Source organism: Xanthomonas sp. NCPPB 3442 (genome assembly GCF_056725145.1).
Genome location: NZ_CM161514.1, coordinates 3,656,025 through 3,672,816, shown reverse-complemented (window position 1 = coordinate 3,672,816; position 16,792 = coordinate 3,656,025). Strand labels below are relative to the sequence as shown.

The window sequence follows — 16,792 nt, the reverse complement described above, 5'->3', positions numbered from 1 at the left end:
GCGACAGCCGAACGCGTGCGCTGCCGGCCGCCCGCACTGTCCAGAGATCGCGCATCCCCGCGCACCGCAAGCGGTGAAGCGCTGGCACGCCAAGGTGCCCATACGGCTTGACAGGCACGGCTATACTTGCAGGTTATGTATCAACGAGGGTCGGCCGGCGGGCCGGCATCTGTTTGGATCGAGGAATGAGCAGGCTGTTTAGAGACGTCGAAGGCGGGACGCTGTTCCCGCGCGGAAGCGTGGTCTGCATCGGTGCCTTCGATGGCCTGCATCTGGGGCATCGGACGCTGGTGCAACACGCCGTGGCGCGTGCCCGCGCACTCGGTGTGCCGGCAGTGGCGGTGAGCTTTGAGCCGCTACCGCGTGAATTCTTCGCACCCGCCGCGCCGCCGCCGCGTCTGACCCTGGCGCGCGCCAAGATCGAAGGCTTGTACGGGTTCGGCGCCGACAGCGTGGGCATGATCCGTTTCGACGGTCGCCTGTCCAAGATGCGTGCGGAAGATTTTGTGCGGCTGGCGCTGGTTGGCCGGCTGCGCGCGCGCGAAGTCTGGATTGGCCCGGAATTCCGTTTCGGCCATCGACGCAGCGGCGACATCGGCCTGTTGCGTACGCTTGGCGAGCAGCATGGGTTTGTGGCGGGTGAGATTGCGCCGGTGCATCTGCATGGGGAGCGGATTTCGGCGACGCGGATTCGCGAACTGCTCGGCGCCGGCGAATTTGCCCACGCTGGCGACTTGCTCGGTCGCCCGTACGCCATCGGTGGCCGGGTCGTGCGCGGCAAGCAGCTTGGCCGGACCTTGGGCTATCCCACCGCCAACCTGCGCTTTCCGCGCACGCCGGCGTTGTCGGGGATCTATGCGACCTGGGTGCACGGCGTGGCCGAACGGCCGTGGCCGTCGGTGTCGAGCTTCGGCACGCGCCCCACGGTAGCGGGCGTGGAGCCGCTGCTGGAAGCGCACTTGTTCGATTTCCAATGCGATCTGTATGGTCGGCACATTGCCGTGGAATTCGTCGCCAAGCTGCGCGACGAAGAAAAATTCGATGGCCTGGAGGCGCTGACCGTGCAGATGCACCGCGATGCCGAGCAGGCACGTGAGGTGCTGGCGGCGCAGATGCGTGCTGAGCAACAACCCTCGACTACGGCCAGTCTCTCGCAAGAGCCTGTAGATACTGCGAGTCCCTCGCAAGAGCCCGCACATCCATGTGCGGACTTCTCAAGCAATCCAGCGCAACGGTAGATTCCTGTGACCCAAGACTACAAAGCCACTCTTCATCTGCCTGCGACGGAATTTCCGATGCGCGGCGACCTGCCCAAGCGCGAGCCGGCGATGCTGGAGCGCTGGGAGCGCGAGGGCTTCTACGCGCAGCTGCGTGCCAATGCCGCCGGCCGCCCGTTGTTCGTGCTGCACGACGGCCCGCCGTATGCCAATGGCCAGATCCATCTGGGCCATGCGGTCAACAAGATCCTCAAGGACATCATCGTCAAGTCGAAGTATCTGGCCGGCTTCGACGCGCCGTACATCCCGGGCTGGGATTGCCACGGCCTGCCGATCGAGATCGCGATCGAAAAGAAATACGGCAAGGTCGGCGTCAAGCTCGATGCGGCCCAATTCCGGCAGAAATGCCGCGAGTACGCCACCGAGCAGATCGATCTGCAGCGGCGCGATTTCAAGCGCCTGGGCGTGATCGGCGATTGGGACAACCCGTACAAGACGCTGGATTTTCGCTTCGAAGCCAACGAAATCCGCGCGCTGGCCAAGGTGGTCGACAACGGCCATCTCACCCGCGGCGTCAAGCCGGTGCACTGGTGCTTCGATTGCGGTTCGGCGCTGGCCGAGGCCGAGATCGAATACGCCGACAAGGTGTCGCCGACGGTGGATATCGCCTATCCGGCGCGCGATCCAGGTGCAGTGGCTGCCGCATTCGGCGCGACGCTACCGAGTGGCGTGGGTGTGGCGGTGCCGATCTGGACCACCACGCCGTGGACGCTACCGGCGTCGCTGGCGGTGAGCCTGGGCGCGGAGCTGGACTATGTGCTGGTGGAAGGCCCGGCCGATCGCGGCCAGCCGCGCTGGCTGGTGATCGCCGAAGCGTTGGCTGCCAAGGCGCTGGCGCGCTACGGCGTGGATGCTGTCGTGGTGCACGGCCATGCCAAGGGCGCCGCGCTGGAGCAGATGCTGCTGAACCACCCGTTCTATGCCGAACGCGAGATCCCGCTGCTGCTGGGCGATCACGTGTCGGCCGAGGACGGTACCGGCGCCGTGCATACCGCACCGGGTCACGGCCAGGAGGACTATCAGGTCTCCAAGCACTACGGTCTGCTGGAGCGCTATGGCGCCGCGCAGATCAATCCGGTGGACGGGCGCGGCGTGTATCTGCCGTCGACGCCGCCGCTGGGCGATACCGCGCTGGCCGGCCTACATATCTGGAAGGCCAACGACGTCATTATCGACGCGCTGCGCGGCACCGGTGTGCTGCTGGCGGCCAGCAAGATGGAGCACAGCTATCCGCATTGCTGGCGGCACAAGACGCCGATTGCGTTTCGCGCCACGCCGCAGTGGTTCATCTCGATGGAGCAGGCCAATCTGCGCGCCGATGCGCTGAAAGCCATCGAAAACGTGCATTGGTATCCGTCCTGGGGCCAGGCGCGCATCGCCGGCATGGTCGACGGGCGCCCGGACTGGACCATTTCGCGGCAGCGCACCTGGGGCGTGCCGATCGCCTTGTTCGTGCATCGCGAAACCGGCGAACCGCATCCGCGCAGCACCGAGTTGCTGCGCCAGGTGGCCGACCGCGTGGAGCAGGGCGGTGTGGATGTCTGGTACACGCTGGACGCGTCCGAGCTGCTGGGTAGCGAGGCGGCCGACTACGAGAAGATCACCGACATCCTGGATGTGTGGTTCGACTCCGGCGTGACGCACGAAGCGGTGCTTCCGGATCGTGGCCTGCCCAAGCCGGCCGACCTGTATCTGGAGGGCTCCGACCAGCACCGCGGTTGGTTCCAGTCCTCGCTGCTGAGCGGCGTGGCGATGGACAAGGCCGCGCCGTACAAACAGTGCCTCACCCACGGCTTCACCGTGGACGAGCACGGCCGCAAGATGTCCAAATCGCTGGGCAACGGCATCGAACCGCAGGACATCATGAAGACGCTGGGCGCGGACATCCTGCGCCTGTGGATCGCTTCTGCCGACTACAGCAACGAAATGTCGCTGTCGCAGGAGATCCTCAAGCGCAACGCCGATGCCTACCGCCGGCTGCGCAACACCGCGCGCTTCCTGCTCGGCAACCTGCATGGTTTCGATCCGCTGCAGCACCTGGTGGCGCTGGACCAGATGGTGCTGCTGGACCGCTGGATCGTGCATCGTGCCCACGAGCTGCAGGAAAAGATCGTGGCCGCCTACGCGCGCTACGACTTCGCCGAGATCGTGCAGGCGCTGCTGAATTTCTGCAGCGTGGACCTGGGCTCGCTGTACCTGGACGTCACCAAGGACCGCCTGTACACGATGGCCGAAGACGCACGCGGCCGCCGTTCGGCGCAGAGCGCGATGTACCACGTGGCCGAGGCGTTCGTGCGCTGGATCGCGCCGGTGTTGAGCTTCACCGCCGAGGAACTGTGGGGCTACCTGCCGGGCCAGCATGTCGACAACGTGCTGTTCGCCACCTGGTACGACGGCCTTGCGCCGTTGCCGGCCGATGCTGCATTGACCGGTGCGGATTTCGACAAGTTGCTGGTCCTGCGCGAGCAGGTGGCCAAGGTGCTGGAGCCGATGCGTGCCAATGGCGCGATCGGTGCGGCGCTGGAAGCGGAGATCACCGTGGCCGCCGATGCGCAGACCGCTGCGCGCTGGCAGCCGCTGGCCGAGGAACTGCGCTTTTTGTTCATCAGTGGCGATGTCACCGTGACCGCAGCCAGCACCGACGACATCTTCGTCAGTGCGCAGCCCACCACCAAGGCCAAGTGCGTGCGCTGCTGGCACCACCAGGCCAGCGTGGGCAGCGACCCGCGTCACCCGGAACTGTGCAGCCGTTGCGTCAGCAATATCGAAGGTCCGGGCGAGCAGCGTCGCTGGTTCTGACGCGGCCTCGCCGGCGGCGGCGCGTGGCGGGGATCTCGCCACGCACACTGCCGGCCTCTGGCGCTGGCGCAGCTCGCGTCAGCTGCCGGGGTAGCCCTGGTCGCCCTGCGGCGAGGCGGCCATTCCGCCGTGCGCCTGGCTTGCTGAAGCTTGGGGCATGCACGCGGTCAGGGCGGCGCGGCTGGTCGAGCTGCCCGTGCCATGCTTGTCCGCCTGCAATCGTGCATCTGTCGTTTTCTGCCGCTGCCGTCACTGTCTCCCACCCAGGCGTCTTCTCCGGCATCGGAGCAGCGGCCACCAACTGCGATCCTTCGACATGAGTCAACGCCCCAATCCCTCCGCCCTGATCTGGCTGCTGCTCTCTGTGCTGGTGGTCGGCCTGGACCAGTGGAGCAAGGCCTGGGTGCTGTCCAGCCTGCCCGAGTACACCCCGGTGCCGGTGATCGACGGCTTCTGGAACTGGTACCGCACCTACAACACCGGCGCGGCCTTCAGCTTTCTGAGCGATGCCGGCGGCTGGCAGCTATGGTTCTTCACTGCATTGGCGGTGGGCATCAGCGGCCTGCTGGCGTTCTGGCTCTCGCGCACCGCGCGCGGGCAGTGGCGCAGCGCGCTGCCGTATGCGCTGGTGATCGGCGGGGCGATCGGCAATGTGATCGACCGGCTGATGCACGGCCACGTGGTGGATTTCATCCAGTGGTACATCGGCAGCCATACCTGGCCGTCGTTCAATATCGCCGACTCGGCGATCGTGGGCGGCGCGATCGGAATTGCCGTGTTCGGCTTGTTCGACAAATCCGGCAAGCAGGAGCCGGGAACCGGGAATCTGCGCTGAAGCCTGCCTGCAGGCGCATGCCGCCCGGTCCGACCCCGCATCCCTCATTCCCGTAGAATGCCCGCCATGGATGTCCTGCTCGCCAATCCCCGTGGTTTTTGTGCCGGTGTCGACCGTGCGATCGAGATCGTCAAGCGTGCGATCGAGACGCTGGGCGCGCCGATCTATGTGCGGCACGAGGTCGTGCACAACCGCTTCGTGGTCGATGACCTCAAGCAGCGCGGCGCGATCTTCGTCGAAGAACTCGACGAGGTGCCCGACGACGCCACCGTGATCTTCAGCGCGCACGGCGTCTCGCAGGCGGTGCGTCAGGAGGCCGAGCGGCGTGGGCTGAAGGTGTTCGACGCCACCTGCCCGCTGGTGACCAAGGTGCATTTCGAGGTGGCGCGGCACTGCCGGGCCGGCCGCGACGTGGTGCTGATCGGCCACGCCGGGCACCCGGAAGTGGAAGGCACGATGGGGCAGTGGAGCCGCGAGCGCGGAGCGGGCACGATCTACCTGGTGGAAGACATCGAACAGGTCGCCACGCTCGATGTCCGCCAACCCGATAACCTTGCCTACACCACCCAGACCACGCTGTCGGTGGACGACACCATGGGCATCATCGAAGCCCTGCGGGCCCGGTATCCGGCCATGCAGGGGCCGCGCCACGACGACATCTGCTACGCCACCCAGAACCGCCAGGACGCAGTTCGCGATCTGGCGCGCCAGTGTGATCTGGTGCTGGTGGTCGGTTCGCCCAACAGCTCCAATTCCAACCGGCTGAGCGAACTGGCCCGGCGCGACGGGGTGGAGTCCTACCTGATCGACAACGCCAGCGAGATCGACCCGGCCTGGATCGTTGGCAAGCAGCATATCGGCCTGACCGCCGGCGCCTCTGCGCCGCAGGTGCTGGTCGATGGCGTGCTGGCGCGCTTGCGCGAACTGGGTGCGGCCGGCGTCTCCGAACTGGAAGGCGAGCCGGAATCGATGGTCTTCGCGCTTCCCAAGGAGCTGCGCTTGCGTCTGGTCAGCTGACGCGATTGCTTGCTGCATGACGGTGCAGGCGCGACGCGGTGCCTGCAGCGATTGACCCGGGGGCGGCTGCGCTCCTACAATTGGCGGCTCGCCGGAATAGCTCAGTTGGTAGAGCGGCGCATTCGTAATGCGTAGGTCGTAGGTTCGATTCCTATTTCCGGCACCACGCTTCAAGACTGGGTCGGCCTGTGCCGGCCCAGTTGCGTTTTGAGGCGTCGAGTGCCGCGTTTCACGCATTGCCCGCGCGTGTTGCAGCCGCGCAGGCGCTTCCCGTTCGGCGGCCGCAACGGCGCAATTCTTGCCTCGCGCTGCGCTGCGACAACATGTCGCACAAATTGGCGCGCTTTTATTGCGTCAGATCATTGCCAATGGGTTTCGTGCAGGTGCAGCAAAGACTAAAATTGGCGCGCTAACCCGTGTCTTCGGTCTGCGCAGTTCATCTCCCCCAGGAAGACAGCTGCGTCGGGAACACCCCGCGACCGATACGACGAACGAGGCTGGCGTTCCTTCGCACTTGGATCGACCGATGATTCCGCTGAAACAGCTCGGGCGTTTACTTCGTCCAGGTCTGATGTTGCCCTTCCTGCTGCTGGCAGGCTGCAACTCGGCCATCCTCAATCCGAAAGGCCAGATCGGCCACGACGAAAAGCAACTGCTGATCACCTCGGTGGTGCTGATGCTGATCGTGGTCATCCCGGTGATCGTGATGACGATTGCGTTCGCGTGGAAATATCGCGCATCCAACACCAAGGCGCGCTACGAGCCGGACTGGTCGCACTCCACTGCCATCGAAGTGGTGGTGTGGTCGATCCCGTGCGTGATCATCCTGGTGCTGGCGGTGCTGACCTGGCGCTCGTCGCACGCGCTGGACCCGTACCGGCCGCTGGATTCGGACGTCAAGCCGATCAACATCGAAGCGGTGTCGCTGGACTGGAAGTGGATGTTCATCTACCCCGACCAGAACATCGCCACCGTCAACGAGATCGCGTTCCCGGTGCACACGCCGCTGAACTTCAAGATCACCTCCGACACGGTGATGAACTCGTTCTTCATCCCGCACCTGGGCACCATGATCTACGCCATGGCGGGCATGGAAACCAAGCTGCACCTGGTGGCCAACGAGCCGGGCGAATACTTCGGCCTGTCGACCAACTACAGCGGCCACGGCTTTTCGAAGATGAGCTTCAAGGCGCACGCCGTCGATCAGGCCGGCTTCGAGGCCTGGGTGGCCAAGGTCAAGGCATCGCCGACCGCGTTGAACGCTGCCGAGTACCAGGTGCTGGCAGCCAATCGCAACGACAAGGAACAGTATCCGGTCACCTACTACTCGTCGGTGCAGGACGGCATGTTCCGCTCGCTGGTCGACAAATACATGAATGGTCCGGGCCACAGTAAGGGCCACGGCGACCATCAGGCATCGGCTACGGAGCCGGTCGCCATGTGCACTTCTGGAGACAAGTGATGCTAGGCAAACTCACCATCGAGGCAGTTCCGTACCACGAGCCGATCATCATGGTCGCGCTGGGTGGTGCCGGCCTGCTCGGCCTGCTCATCGCGGGCGCCATCACCAAGTACAAGCTGTGGGGCTATCTCTGGAAAGAGTGGTTCACCTCGGTGGATCACAAGCGCATCGGCGTGATGTACATCATCGTGGCGCTGGTCATGCTGCTGCGCGGCTTCGCCGACGCGGCGATGATGCGCACCCAGCAGGCGCTGGCCGGCGGCGGTGGCGAAGGCGTGCTGCCTCCGCATCACTACGACCAGATCTTTACCGCGCACGGCGTGATCATGATCTTCTTCATGGCCATGCCGTTCATGACCGGCCTGTTGAACCTGATCGTGCCGCTGCAGATCGGCGCGCGCGACGTGGCCTTTCCGTTCCTGAACTCGCTGAGCTTCTGGCTGTTCGTGGCCGGCGCGGCGCTGATCAACATCTCGCTGGGTGTCGGTGAATTCGCGCAGACCGGTTGGCTGGCGTACCCGCCGTTGTCGGGGCTGGAATACAGCCCGGGGGTCGGTGTCGATTACTACATCTGGGCGCTGCAGGTGTCCGGTTTAGGCACGTTGCTGACCGGCATCAACTTCTTCGTGACGATCATGCGCATGCGCGCGCCGGGCATGACCCTGATGCGCATGCCGATCTTCACCTGGACTGCGCTGATCACCAACATCCTGATCATCGCCGCGTTCCCGATCCTGACCGTGGCGCTGGCGCTGCTGGGTGCCGACCGTTACCTGGGCACGCACTTCTTCACCAACGACGGTGGCGGCAACGCCATGATGTACGTCAACCTGATCTGGATCTGGGGTCACCCGGAGGTCTACATCCTGATCCTGCCGGCATTCGGCATCTTCTCCGAGTTGATTGCCACCTACAGCCGCAAGCGCCTGTTCGGCTACACCTCGATGGTGTACGCCACCTCGTGCATCGGCGTGCTGTCGTTCGTGGTGTGGCTGCACCACTTCTTCACCATGGGCTCGGGTGCCAACGTCAATGCCTTCTTCGGCATCACGACGATGATCATCTCGATCCCGACCGGCGTGAAGATCTTCAACTGGCTGTTCACCATGTTCCGCGGTCGCGTGCACATGACCTCGCCGGTGCTGTGGACGATCGGCTTCATCATCACCTTCACCATCGGCGGCATGACCGGCGTGATGCTGGCGATTCCTGCCGTGGACTTCGTGCTGCACAACAGCCTGTTCCTGATCGCGCACTTCCATAACGTGATCATCGGCGGCGTGGTGTTCGGTTACCTGGCGGGCCTGACCTACTGGTTCCCGAAGGCGTTCGGCTTCAAGCTCAACGAGAAGATCGGCAAGGCCTCGTTCTGGTGCTGGATCGTCGGTTTCTTCGTGGCCTTCATGCCGCTGTACGTGCTCGGCTTCATGGGCATGACCCGTCGCATGAACACCTACAACCACCCCGAGTGGGCGCCGTGGCTGTACGTGGCCGCGGTGGGTGCTGCCATCATCGGCATGGGCATCTTCCTGAACCTGGTGCAGATCGGTTACAGCGTGTGGAAGCGCAAGGAGCATATGGACTACACGGGCGACCCGTGGGATGGCCGTACGCTGGAATGGGCAACCTCCTCGCCGCCGCCGTTCTACAACTTCGCCGTGCTGCCGCACATCGACGACCGCGATCAGTTCTGGGCCGACAAGCAGAATGGCAAGGGCTGGGTGCGTCCGTCCAAGTACGAAGCGATCCACATGCCGCGTAACACCGGCGCCGGCGTCTATATCGGTGCCTTCAGTGTGCTGCTGGGCTTCGGTCTGATCTGGCACATCTGGTGGCTGGCCATCATCGGCCTGGTGGGCATGATCGGCAGCTTCATCGCGCGCACCTTCGATGACGACATCGATTACTGGGTGCCGGCCGACGAAGTGGAGCGCATCGAAAACGCACGTTTCGCCCTGCTCGAACAGCAACAGGCGGCGCAGGCCGCGAAGGTGGTATGACCATGGCTTCCTCGACCACGCTTGACCACGCCGCCCACGCGGGCGGCCACGATCACGACCACGAGCATCACGACGGCGGTGGCAACACCGTCTTCGGGTTCTGGGTCTATCTGATGAGCGACTGCCTGCTGTTTGCCGGTCTGTTCGCCACCTATGCGGTGCTCTCCGGCGCCACGGTGGACGGGCCGACCGCCAAGGAACTGTTCGATCTGAAGTTCGTGCTGGTGGAAACCTTCCTGCTGTTGTTCAGCAGCCTGAGCTTTGGCTTTGCGATGATTTCTGCGCACAAGCGCAGCATGACCGGCCTGTATGGCTGGCTGGGCGTGACCGCGCTGCTGGGTATCGGCTTTCTGTGCATGGAAGTGTGGGAGTTCAATCACCTGATCCATGAAGGTGCCGGCCCGGGACGCAGCGCGTTCCTGTCCGCCTTCTTCACGCTGGTCGGTACCCACGGTTTGCACGTGGCATCGGGCCTGTTGTGGATGGCGGTGCTGGTGATCCAGATCTCCAAGAACGGCCTGACTGCGCGCAACAGCACGCGTCTGGCCTGCCTGAGCCTGTTCTGGCACTTCCTGGACATCATCTGGATCGGTGTGTTCACCGTCGTCTATCTGCTGGGAGCGCTGTAATGGCCAATCACCACCACACCGAGACCGCGGCCGATGCGCATGCCGGCGGTTTGAAGTCCTATCTGATCGGCTTCGTCATGGCCGTCATCCTCACCGTCATCCCGTTTGCGATGGTGATGAGCGGGGCGTTCTCCAAGGGCGTCACCATCGTCGTGATCTCGGTCATGGCCGCAGTGCAGATGCTGGTGCACATGGTGTACTTCCTGCATATGGATCGCACGCCCGAGCAGCGTTCCAACGTGCAGGTGGGCCTGTTCTCGCTGCTGATCATCGGCATCGTGATCGTCGGCTCGCTGTGGGTGCTGCACAACATGAATGTCAACATGATGCATTGAGACGGCGACACGCCGAATCGCCGCAACGTTGAAGAAGAGGTCGCCAAGTGATTGGCGGCCTTTTTTTTACGCGTCAATCGCCCGCAGCATGACCAATGGCATACGGTCAAGCACAGGCAGGCGCTTAGCATCGTGGGCTTGCCTGTCCAGGTCACCTGCGGAGTTGCGATGAAAATGCCCACCCTGTTGTCCGTGTCGTTGTTGGCGGCGTTGTCGCTGCCGGCGGCTGCGCAAACCGCACCGCCGCAGGACGTGCCGTTCGACGGCACCTTGAAGATCGACGTGGACGCCACCGATCTGGCGCACCGCATCTTCAAGGTCAAGACCACCATGCCGGCCAAGCCGGGCCCGATGACGCTGCTGTACCCGCAGTGGATTCCCGGCAACCATTCGCCGACCGGACCGATCGACAAGCTCGCCGGTCTGGTGATCAAGGTCGATGGCAAGGTGGTGCCCTGGAAACGCGACCAATTCGATGTCTATGCGTTCAAGGTGGATGTGCCACAGGGCGCCACCGAGCTGACGGCCGAGTTCAGGTTCCTCTCGCCGCAGGCCGGCAACCAGGGCCGGGTGATGATGACCCCGGAAATGCTCAACCTGCAGTGGAACACCACGGCGCTGTACCCGGCCGGCTATTTCGCGCGCAACATCAAGGCGCAGGCCAGCGTCACGCTGCCGGCCGGCTGGAGCTATGCCACGGCACTGGAAACCGATCGCCGCGTCGGCGACACGGTGAGCTTCAAGCCGATCGATTTCGACGACCTGGTCGATTCGCCGATGTTTGCCGGCAAGTACTACAAGCGCGTGGAGCTGAGCACCGGCAAGCAGCCGGTCTACCTCAACGTGTTCGCCGATGAAGCCAAATCGCTGGAGGCCAAGCCCGAGCAGATCAAGGCACACGCCGCGTTGGTGCAGCAGATGGACAAGCTGTACGGCGCGCGTCACTTCGACCATTACGAATTCCTGCTGGCGCTGACCAAGAAGCTGGGCGGCATCGGCCTGGAGCATCACCGTTCCAGCGAAAACAGCGGCCCGCCGAATTACTTCACCGAGTGGGACAAGAGCTGGACCATGCGCGACCTGCTGGCGCACGAGTTCAACCACTCCTGGAACGGCAAGTACCGCCGTGGCGCCGACCTGGCGACGCCGAACTTCAACGTGCCGATGGGCGACAGCCTGCTGTGGCTGTACGAGGGCCAGACCCAGTTCTGGGGCGAAGTGATGGCCGCACGTTCCGGCCTGTGGACGCAGGACCAGGCGCGCGACATGCTGGCCGGCGTGGCGGCAACCTACGAGCGCGGCCGCCCCGGCATGGCCTGGCGCACGGTGCAGGACACCACCAACGACCCGACCATGTCGATGCGGCGTCCCAAGGCGTACCGCAGCTACCAGATGAGCGAGGACTACTACTCCGGCGGCCAGATGATGTGGCTGGAAGTGGATAGCAAGCTTCGCGCGCTCACCAACAACAAGCGTTCCATCGACGATTTCGCCAAGGCGTTCTTCGGCATGAAGAACGGCGATTGGGACGTCAATCCGTATACCTTCGACGACATCGTCAGCACGCTCAACGGCGTGGCCGCCTACGACTGGGCCAGCCTGTTGCGCGAGCGCATGGACGGGCACGGTTCGTTGAATGGCGGCATCGAAGCCAATGGCTGGAAGCTGGTCTACAACGACGAACCGAACCTGGCCATCAAGACCTACGAGAGCAACGAAAACGACGTCAGCCTGACCTATTCGCTGGGCCTGTCGCTGGAGGGCTCGGGCGAAGTCAACGAGGTGTTGTGGGACAGCCCGGCATTCAATGCCGGCATCATCAACGGCAATACCCTGGTGGCCGTCAACGGCCGCGCCTTCAGCGCCGATGTGATCAAGGATGCGATCAAGGCGGCCAAGGGCACCACTGCACCGATCGAACTGCTGGTCAAGCGCGGCGACCGCTACGAAACCGTCCGTATCGACTACCACGGCGGTCTGCTGTATCCGCATCTGGAGCGTATCGCCGGCAAGCCGGATCGCCTGAGCGAGTTGTACAAGGCGCGCTGAGTAGCGCACGCCCACGTCGTTGCCCGACGTGGGATCAGTGGAATCCAAGCGGCATGGCCGGTCGTCACCGGTCATGTCGCCGTTGTGTGGGTGCAGCTGGTCAATCGCTTGCACTGCGCATCAGCAGTCGTCGACTTTTCCGAATCCCGAATCCCGAATCCCGAATCCGCAAAGTCCTGCGTCGCGCACACTGAGACCGTCAGCCACTATCCTGCTGCTTCAATAAGGATGGGCAAGAACGATGGCGAAGGCGAAAACGGCCTATGTCTGCGGCGAGTGCGGTGCCGAGTACACCAAGTGGCAGGGCCAGTGCACCGAATGCGGTGTCTGGAACACGCTGAGCGAAATCGTGCTCGAGAGCGCCGCGCCGGGCGGCAAAGCGTCGCCAGCGGCATCGCGGCGTAGCGGCTGGGCCGGCAAGGCCGAGGCGCCCAAGATCACCGCGCTCAAGGATGTGCAGCAGTCCGAGCAGGCGCGTGTGTCCACCGGTATCGGCGAGTTCGATCGGGTGCTGGGTGGCGGGCTGGTGGAAGGTGCGGTGGTGCTGATCGGCGGCGATCCCGGGATCGGCAAGTCGACGCTGCTGCTGCAGGCGCTGGCGAGCATGGCCTCCACGTTGCCGGTGTTGTATGTGACCGGCGAGGAATCGCTGGCCCAGGTGGCCGGGCGCGCGGTGCGCCTGGACCTGCCGCTGGAAGGCCTGAACGCCCTGGCCGAAACCGGCATCGAAAACATCCTGCAGCACGCCAGCGTGGCGCGACCGAAGCTGATCGTGGCCGATTCGGTACAGACCTTGTGGACCGAATCGTTGACCGCAGCGCCGGGCTCGGTGAGCCAGGTGCGCGAGAGCGCAGCGCGGCTGGTGCGCTACGCCAAGGAAACCGGTACCGCGGTGTTTCTGGTCGGCCATGTGACCAAGGAAGGCGGCATCGCCGGGCCACGCGTGCTCGAGCACATGGTCGATGCAGTGCTGTATTTCGAAGGCGAGAGCGGTAGCCGGTTCCGCCTGTTGCGCGCGTTCAAGAACCGCTTTGGTGCGGTCAACGAACTGGGCGTGTTCGCGATGGGCGAGAAGGGCCTCAAGGAAGTCTCCAACCCGTCGGCGATCTTCCTGTCCGGCGGCAGCACCCAGCAGCCGGGCAGTTGCGTGATGGTCACCCGCGAAGGCACCCGCCCGCTGATGGTGGAGGTGCAGGCGCTGGTGGATGCCTCGCCGTTGTCCAACCCGCGTCGGGTGGCGGTGGGTCTGGAGCAGAACCGGCTGGCGATGCTGCTGGCGGTACTGCATCGCCATGGAGGCATCGTGGTGGGCGATCAGGACGTGTTCGTCAATGTGGTGGGCGGCATCCGCGTGCAGGAAACCGCGGCCGATTTGCCGGTGCTGCTGGCGGTGCTGTCGTCGCTGCGCGACCGGCCGCTGTCCGAAAAGACCATCGCGTTCGGCGAAGTGGGCCTGTCCGGCGAAATCCGCCCGGTGCCCAATGGCGAGGACCGCCTGAAGGAAGCGGCGACGCATGGCTTCAAGCGCGCCATCGTGCCCCGCGCCAATGCGCCCAAGACCACCAGCATCAAGGGCATGGAAATCATTGCCGTGGAGCGCTTGAGCCAGGCATTGGAAGCGGCGGCCGACTGAAGCCGCGCACCGCGCGGATGTTGCGATAGGCCGGGTTGGCGGCCTACGAATGCGTCGGAAGTCTTTGCCATGTCCGGGGCCAGCCTGCTGCCATCGTCTCGGCCGGCTGCCGGGCGACCATCGATGATCGTCCGGCTTGGTCACCACCGGTGCGGCCGTGCCGCCACCCTCAAGAAACGCTGAGTGCAGAGGTCATCGCGTGCCTTTCAGACGTGCTGCGGAGGCGCGCATGGCATGCGTCGCAGGGCGGCCTGACGCCCGCAAGCCGTTTGTCGGACAAACGCCGGGATTTGGTAGTTGGTTGTCGAGAAAGCGTTTTCAGAAAGAGTGGGGCTATGGCAACATGCGCGGCCCGTTGCACTGTGCACCGGACCACAGACACCACTCACTGCGTTTTCAGGAGAATCACGATGGAATGGATGTTGCTGCCGCTCAAGCGTTACGCCGACTTCAACGGTCGCTCGCGCCGCAAGGAATACTGGATGTTCGCGCTGATGCAGCTCCTGGTGCTGTTCGTGTTTGGCGGCCTGTTCGCCGTCGCGGCAGTGGCGATGGGGAACGAGAACGGCCCGGGTGCGCTGGCTTGGCTGATCTGTGCGGTCATGGTGATCGTTTGTCTGGCGTTGATCGTGCCCGGTATTGCAGTCACGGTGCGCCGCCTGCACGACCAGGACAAGTCCGGCTGGTTTTATCTGATCAGCCTGGTGCCGTACGTCGGTGCTTTCGTGTTGCTGGTCTTCATGTGCATCGAAGGCACGCCCGGCCCGAACCAGTACGGCGAAAATCCCAAGCAGTAACTCGCGCGTTATGAAAGCGGACAACGGCGCAGGAGTTCCCCGCGCCGTTGTCGTGTGTGAATGTGCCAATCGTGCCATTGCGCGTGGCGCATAGGCGCAAGGTCACGGCCTGCATGCGTGAGAGTTGCCAAGTCTGCGCTCTGTAGAGTGGGCGTCCGCATCCGATCCCCAGAGATGGACGGCGGAGCCACAGCGACATGCTTGAAGCGTGTTTCGCTGGACAGTCCCGGCGCAGTAGGCAGCGCCGCATTCGTCGCTGCCACGCCTGCTCACGGATGCAGCGACGTCGCTCAACGCCGATCAGCGTGCACCCCACGCTGTGCAGTGAACGATGCAGCCAGCCGCATGGCCGGTACCTGCAGAACTTGAATGACGGCACAGCTTGCGGGCCGAGTGCGCGCGTGCAGGCCGCTCCGTCGTCGATGCCGTGCCGACGCCCGTCCTGTCATCAAGCACCCTTCGCTGTCACGCAGGCGAGACTGCGCAATGCAGGTCGCAGGTCGCAGGTCGCATCTGCAGCGGTGCGCTTGCTCAGCAGGCGGCTGCGTGATGTGCAGGGCCAAGACTTGGGCTAACGGCCTTGCTCATTGTCGTTGCCTCGGTATCGTGCAACGCGAGCTCCAGCTTGTAGCCGTGCGAATAGACGGTTCTGATGCGTACCGCGCTGCTGTCACCGCTCAGCTGCAGTTTCTTGCGCAACTTGTAGATGTGCTGCTCCATGGTGCGGTCGGTGAATTCGGTATGGCTGCCCCAGACCGCCTTGGCCAGCTGGCAGCGCCGGAAGCACACGCCGGGGCTGGAAAAGAGCAGCCAGGCAATCGAGAACTCGCGTGCGGTCAACGCGATCGGCTTGCCTTCCAGATAGACGGTATTTTCATCGCGGATCAGCTTGTAGGGACCCACGCTCAGGTGCTGCGTCTCCGGGCAGGCATGCGCCACCGGCGATATCGCCAGGGCCGCGCGCACGTGCAACTCATGCGAATTGAAAGGCAGCGCAAGGACCTCCTGCGCGCCTGCGCGATACCAGGCCAGAATGTTGTCGGCGCAATCGAAACGGCCAAGCACGATCAGCGGCGTGGGCTGGCCGCTATGGCAGCGCTGCCAGGCCAGCAGTGAACTGTCATCGGCGGCGACACAGCTGGCATCGAAGATCAGCAGCTCGCACGGCGAATGCCGCAGCGAGCGCAGGAGCTCCAGTTCATCGGAAAACGTCGAGACGTTGCGTGCGAGCGGTGCAAGGCTGGCGTTGACCTGCGAGGTCAGGCGCGCGTCCTGCGTCAACAGGAACACCGATCCGGCATTGGAGGGGGAGTGGTCGTTCATTCAGGCGGCCTTCGCGTGTCGGCGTACAAGCCACGCATGGGACGGGCGCCGGTGCGGGTCGGCCAATGCCAGGACAAAATCCATCTTCAAAGATCGCTGCATCGTCGGACCAGTCGGTTGGCGGGGGAGAGTCCAGTGGAGCTGGACGAATGGTATGTACCATTGCAGAGACCAAAAGTTTCACGCTTGCGTACGCGTCTTCGGATTTGTCGACATCGGCTTTAACTCGCGCTCATTTAGACGTAACAGAGCTCTTACATAGCGGGCATGTCTGGGACGCATGCAATTGCGCCATGCGCGTCATGCAGTAGCGAGTAAGCATGGACTGACGCGCGCGGGCAGAGGCATCCGGTTGCCGAGGTCTAGACCAATCTATTGCGATTGGTCGTGGGATCGCGCGCGGCTGGAATAGGTCAGCAGCGATTTTCCTTCGTGGCATGCCCGCTTCTCGCGATCAAAAACGCTTCGGCGTACGTGTCCGTACAGTCACGGTGCATCGTGTTGAACATCGCCGATGACCATCAATGCGCATGGAAGCGGCGCGTTCGCAGACGTTGTCCGACTGTGCCTGGGGATTGGCGTAGACCGGCGATATCAATACTCAACCGGATGGCGCGAAATGTCTGGCGTACGACA

Annotated in this window: 12 protein-coding genes and 1 tRNA gene; 12 read left to right on the top strand and 1 reads right to left on the bottom strand. The window is 63.8% G+C overall.

Features of this window, described 5'->3' with window-relative positions:
* The first annotated feature begins 185 nt into the window (after window positions 1-185).
* The 12 genes from AC1POX_RS15835 (at window position 186) to AC1POX_RS15780 (ending at window position 14,833) form a co-directional block, all read left to right on the top strand.
* Window positions 186-1,238 carry a bifunctional riboflavin kinase/FAD synthetase gene (locus AC1POX_RS15835; protein WP_372356372.1) on the top strand — a complete coding sequence of 351 codons (1,053 nt, stop codon included), beginning with the start codon at window positions 186-188 and terminating at the stop codon, window positions 1,236-1,238.
* 6 nt (window positions 1,239-1,244) lie between these two features.
* Entirely contained in the window at window positions 1,245-4,076 is a 2,832-nt protein-coding gene (ileS, locus tag AC1POX_RS15830) for an isoleucine--tRNA ligase (protein WP_033479258.1), read from the top strand.
* A gap of 316 nt (window positions 4,077-4,392) precedes the next feature.
* Window positions 4,393-4,911, top strand: a complete 519-nt coding sequence (lspA, locus tag AC1POX_RS15825; RefSeq protein ID WP_008577115.1) for a signal peptidase II — start codon at window positions 4,393-4,395, stop codon at window positions 4,909-4,911.
* Window positions 4,912-4,977: 66 nt separating this feature from the next.
* A complete protein-coding gene (gene ispH / locus AC1POX_RS15820; protein ID WP_014089639.1) occupies window positions 4,978-5,928 on the top strand; it encodes a 4-hydroxy-3-methylbut-2-enyl diphosphate reductase in 951 nt (316 codons plus the stop codon).
* Window positions 5,929-6,018: 90 nt separating this feature from the next.
* Window positions 6,019-6,094 (top strand) — tRNA-Thr (locus AC1POX_RS15815).
* Between the two features lie 360 nt (window positions 6,095-6,454).
* Window positions 6,455-7,390 (top strand): ubiquinol oxidase subunit II, encoded by a 936-nt coding sequence (gene cyoA, locus AC1POX_RS15810; RefSeq protein ID WP_011346764.1) that lies wholly within the window; start codon window positions 6,455-6,457, stop codon window positions 7,388-7,390.
* Window positions 7,390-9,390, top strand: a complete 2,001-nt coding sequence (gene cyoB, locus AC1POX_RS15805) for a cytochrome o ubiquinol oxidase subunit I (protein ID WP_209260901.1) — start codon at window positions 7,390-7,392, stop codon at window positions 9,388-9,390. Before cyoA ends, cyoB begins: the two co-directional genes overlap by 1 nt.
* Entirely contained in the window at window positions 9,387-10,019 is a 633-nt protein-coding gene (cyoC, locus tag AC1POX_RS15800) for a cytochrome o ubiquinol oxidase subunit III (protein WP_181112921.1), read from the top strand. The genes cyoB and cyoC overlap by 4 nt, the downstream gene beginning before the upstream one ends.
* Window positions 10,019-10,354 (top strand): cytochrome o ubiquinol oxidase subunit IV, encoded by a 336-nt coding sequence (gene cyoD, locus AC1POX_RS15795; RefSeq protein WP_005989936.1) that lies wholly within the window; start codon window positions 10,019-10,021, stop codon window positions 10,352-10,354. Before cyoC ends, cyoD begins: the two co-directional genes overlap by 1 nt.
* A gap of 168 nt (window positions 10,355-10,522) precedes the next feature.
* On the top strand, window positions 10,523-12,403 hold the full coding sequence (locus tag AC1POX_RS15790; RefSeq protein WP_029818923.1) for a M61 family metallopeptidase: 1,881 nt from the start codon (window positions 10,523-10,525) through the stop codon (window positions 12,401-12,403).
* Window positions 12,404-12,644: 241 nt separating this feature from the next.
* Window positions 12,645-14,036, top strand: coding sequence for a DNA repair protein RadA (radA, locus tag AC1POX_RS15785; protein ID WP_008571089.1), 1,392 nt, complete (start codon window positions 12,645-12,647; stop codon window positions 14,034-14,036).
* Window positions 14,037-14,446: 410 nt separating this feature from the next.
* Entirely contained in the window at window positions 14,447-14,833 is a 387-nt protein-coding gene (locus AC1POX_RS15780; protein ID WP_008571090.1) for a DUF805 domain-containing protein, read from the top strand.
* Window positions 14,834-15,364: 531 nt separating this feature from the next.
* Here AC1POX_RS15780 and AC1POX_RS15775 read toward each other — a convergent pair.
* Window positions 15,365-16,156 (bottom strand): response regulator transcription factor, encoded by a 792-nt coding sequence (locus tag AC1POX_RS15775; protein WP_011346768.1) that lies wholly within the window; start codon window positions 16,154-16,156, stop codon window positions 15,365-15,367.
* Window positions 16,157-16,792 lie beyond the last annotated feature (636 nt).